At 35.4% G+C, this 4,139-nt stretch carries 4 protein-coding genes; 2 read left to right on the top strand and 2 right to left on the bottom strand.

Annotated elements, in window-relative coordinates; translation table 11 throughout:
* Positions 1-58: 58 nt before the first annotated feature.
* The gene (locus ACUVXA_RS17370; RefSeq protein WP_445872545.1) at positions 59-733 is read right to left on the bottom strand and encodes a TIM barrel protein; all 675 of its coding nucleotides are present in this window, start codon (positions 731-733) and stop codon (positions 59-61) included.
* A 195-nt stretch (positions 734-928) separates the two neighbouring features.
* On the opposite strand from ACUVXA_RS17370, the gene ACUVXA_RS17375 reads away from it, so the two are divergent.
* Both ACUVXA_RS17375 and ACUVXA_RS17380 read left to right on the top strand, forming a co-directional pair.
* Positions 929-2,053: a hypothetical protein gene (locus ACUVXA_RS17375; protein ID WP_445872546.1), complete on the top strand. Its 1,125-nt coding sequence runs from the start codon at positions 929-931 to the stop codon at positions 2,051-2,053.
* Between the two features lie 584 nt (positions 2,054-2,637).
* Positions 2,638-3,108 (top strand): hypothetical protein, encoded by a 471-nt coding sequence (locus ACUVXA_RS17380; RefSeq protein ID WP_445872547.1) that lies wholly within the window; start codon positions 2,638-2,640, stop codon positions 3,106-3,108.
* Positions 3,109-3,144: 36 nt separating this feature from the next.
* Here ACUVXA_RS17380 and ACUVXA_RS17385 read toward each other — a convergent pair whose 3' ends face one another.
* Complete coding sequence (locus ACUVXA_RS17385; RefSeq protein ID WP_445872548.1) at positions 3,145-3,879, bottom strand: tetratricopeptide repeat protein; 735 nt, start codon at positions 3,877-3,879, stop codon at positions 3,145-3,147.
* Positions 3,880-4,139 lie beyond the last annotated feature (260 nt).

A 4,139-nucleotide genomic window follows, 5' to 3' on the forward strand; every position in this document is an offset into this window, starting at 1 on the left:
AGTTTCATAGTACCACATAGCCATATATGGTATTATTTAGTATTAAATCTTTTTAATGTTATAAACCCTTAGATGTGTATTCTATACCTGAAATGTGAATATGCATATTATCGAGAACATCTCTCCCCAAGCCAGATTCCAGAGCACTTAGAACCTCTTCAAATTGTTGGTATCTATTTATTTTTCCATTGTTACGTGCGTTGAGATGTGCAAAGTCTACATTAGGAAGAACTTGCTCCACCTCTTGACTAAGCTTTATTAACTCTGTTAAGGTTCCGAACTGGCTTTGTTTACCTGTGGTTTCGGGCCTTATTATAACATCGTTTCCCTCTTCTTGAAGAATTTTTACTATTCGGGAAAGACGGTTCTTTATTGTATTATATACTGATTCGGGTTCGGCACCGCGGTAGATAGCTGCGTGAAAGGTTACGGATTTGCCTCCAGCAATCTTAGTGATTCTAGCTGCTTTTAATATTCTATCGATACTCGCTTGAACCGTTTCCTTTCTAAGAGAGTTTAGATTAATATAGTAAGGTCCATGTGCTGTGAGTGCAACTCTCTCCTGTTTAGCTATGATATTTATTTTCTGGGCAAGGTTTTCGCTCATTTTCACTCCGTAAACGAACTCAATCTCCATAGCATCCAATCCAAGTTCCCTTACTCTCTTTATTCCATTTATGGAGCTTCTCTTCACCGTAGTTATTGGTATACCAGCAGTGCCGAAAAGTAACATCCCTAATCAGCTATTTTTCTATTAATTTCATAGAAACTAGTTTAACTATCTAAAACTTATTAACACTTCCTATTTTACATAGAATATTTATTAAGTTTATATCTAACTTATCTGTAAAAGTTAGCACTTGATTTGGAAAATATTTAAGTCATATATTTGTTGCATAATATTCTAGGAAACATTGGAAGTGATTTTTTGTTCGAGAAGCGCGGTGTGTGTTTTGCTATCTTCGATGAGGAAGCTGGACCAATTAGTGTTTATTTTAAGGGAATTGATAAGACAATTGCGGATAAAATCGCGCTTAAGAGTATGGTTGGCTCCCTCTCTTTAAGTCAAGAGGTGAATGAGGGAGAATCTATAATCCCGCTTCAAGAGGAACACAAGAGCGCATTTGTATTTTATTTCTCAATCGCAGATGAGGCAGCCAGAGGAGGAGTAAGAATCGGTACATTAAATTTTGTAGTTGATAAAGAGGAGGGGGACGCACTCTACCGTTTTGCTCCGATTCTCTCCGAGCACTCTAAGAGAATTGTGCAAGACATTAAAAAATATTATGTTTATAGACAAACTATTCCCCAGGTTCTGAAGGATAGTGTGGAAAGTATTTTAAATATCCGAGACTTTGAAAGAGCATTTCTGCCTACTAGTTTCAAGGAGTACTTAATTCGGAGCTATCTCTCCAAAGATACCGCTTTTCACCGTTCAATTGTGGAAAGAACAAGCAATTATTCGCGAAATGAAGAAATTTTAGGAGATAAAATCGATATATTGGGGAGTGATGACAGCCAACAAGTTATTTGGCTACTTCTTTCCCGTGATTTTTTAAAAATGAGCAATGAGGAGAAACGGAGCTTATATTCGTATTTAGATAAATTGAGGGAGAATATTTCTTCTCTGGAAATAATATTCGTGCTTAACGAGGTGGGTCTAAGAAGGGGCGGCTCATTTGATGAGGAAGCTATTGAGAAAATTACTCAAATCTCACGAACGAGCAAAATTGAAGGAAAAGAATTTGATCTGTATGGAATGGACAATGATGAAAATATTGTTTGGGCTCTTTTATCAACAAACTTCCTAGCGATGAATGAATCCCAGATTGACGAATTGAATAAGAACATTTATCGACTTAAAAGAATAAATCCTTCAATGGAAGCTTTCTTTGTTCTGGCTGAAATACTTAGATCTACAAAACTGCAGCCTCCAAAACCGGATTTTGAAGGAAAACCTTTGGGACTTAGAAGGATAATGGGAGCCAAAACGGAATACCAGAGTCTTATAGACTCACTCAGAAAAAAAGAGAAAGATAAAGAAGAACCATAATAGTTAAACTTCTAAAATATAAAAACTATTATAAGAAAATTTTTTACCACGATAATGGAATTTAGTAATAGCACCCTTCAGGATTGCAATAAAAATTTTTGGAGATATTGAGATTTTTAGTGAAGGAAGGAATCTAATTGAATTTAAATAAAAGTCTACTCATATATTCGATCGTGTTTTTATTGGTTGAGGGCTTAATACTAGTGGGTACGCTTTTTATTTCATGGCAAACAGTGTTCTATGTTTATTCAGGAAATTTTATACAAGAAAATCTTTACGGAATTTATAGCACTATTTACTTTTTTGGATCCTTTACCACACCCTTACCAGTGCTTTTGGCTTATTGGTTATATACTAGATCTGCTTTTCCGAGCTTATGGATCATAATTCCAATCTATATAATTATTAAACCAGTTTTATTATTTTTTAAGAGGTTTAATTTGGCCCGCTTATTTATATTTACTCCATTAGTCTTTGCCATAGAAAGGACTTTTACCTTATCAGCCACTTCTAGCGCTCAAGTTATACTATTATTGTTTTCGCAGACTTTTATATATCCACAGCAGGGTATAGGAGGAATCGCCGTGTTACTAGTACTGTTTTTGGGAATCTACGGTATTAATTTCTTTGAGAACTCTATAATATTTCCAATAATAAAGAGAATAACAAAACTATTAAAGGATAAACCAGAGCTTGAGCTTGCCGAGATTGCGGGGGAGAGCGGATTAAGTGTCAATCAGTTATATAATTATCTTTCCAAGGTGGTGTATGAGGGAATAATTCTTGCGGTTCTAACCCTAGAGGAGTTAATTGAATTCAAAGAGCCTAAGGCTCATGAATTAGTTATTGAAGCCTTTAGAAGGGCTCTTCAGAAGAGTGAGAGCGTTAATATTAATGATTTACGCAGGATCATGAAGAATTCGAGAATATGGTTTCCACCAAAAAAAGAGGAAATTCTAACTATCTGTAAAACTGCTCAGGAGGAGGGAAAGCTTCTGGTACTTTTTGTTGAAAACGAAATTGTGAGACAATCAGAAATAGGACTTGCGTATTAGATTCCTTATTTTCAGTTCAGATGAAATTTTTAATATTCAAATATAGTGCTGGTTGTTCTCTGGGAAAATTTTATTAATTGAAGTCATCAATTTTTCAGCTTCTTCTGTCTTACCAGCAATTAAATAGCTTTGGAAAGCCCAGAGATATTTATCTCTTGCCTCATTCATTTCCCCTAGATCCCTGAAGATTTCTCCACTTCTAAGGTATTGGAAAGCCGCTTCTTCATGTCTTTTCATGGCATCCCCGTACAGTATGCCTAGGAGCCCGAGTACGATTGCTTGCTGATATTTATCCCCGGACTCTTCAGATGTTTTTAAGGATTTTTTATAGCAGCTTTCAGCTTTTCGATATTCCGCGTTTTGCTTATAGGAGAAACCTGCCCTCCAATAGCTCTCAACCGCGTTTCGATATAATTTGCTTTTTTCAAAAATTTTTGCAGACTGTAGATAGCTTTCTGCCGCCTTCTCGAATTTTTCCGCTATGAAATAGTTGAATCCCAGGTGACTTAGGTATAATGCTACACTTTCGTCTTCTCGTTTGAGGCCCTGTAGTATGGTTACTGTTTTTAAAAAATATTTTAATGCCTCAGAATTTTGTTGAATTGATTCTAATAAAAATCCTGCTTTTGCATAGATGAGACTACATCTCTCCAGGTTTCTTGATTCTTCCAGCTTTTTGGCAGCGGTGAGATAGAGTTCCACGGCCTCCTCGTAATTGCCGGACTTCTGCTTATTTTCAGCGATGGATAAAAGTTCTTCTATGTTATTCAATTTGTAACACCCTCTTCACATTTTTTGGAATCTGTTAGCGGGTTAATTATCTATAAATTTTCTAAAATTTGGCTAATAAAATAATGTAATCCATACAGAACATAAAGATAAGCGATGTGTAACATGAAAAATTAGGTTTAGATTGCTTAAAAAATATCTCATAAATCATTAAATTCAAAAATGTAAATAGAAGCGGTAAAAAAATTAATTGTAGAAGTTAGGGACATTTGTCACCCCTTGCTGTTAATTGGTAGGATGTC

The organism is Candidatus Jordarchaeum sp., assembly GCF_052745115.1.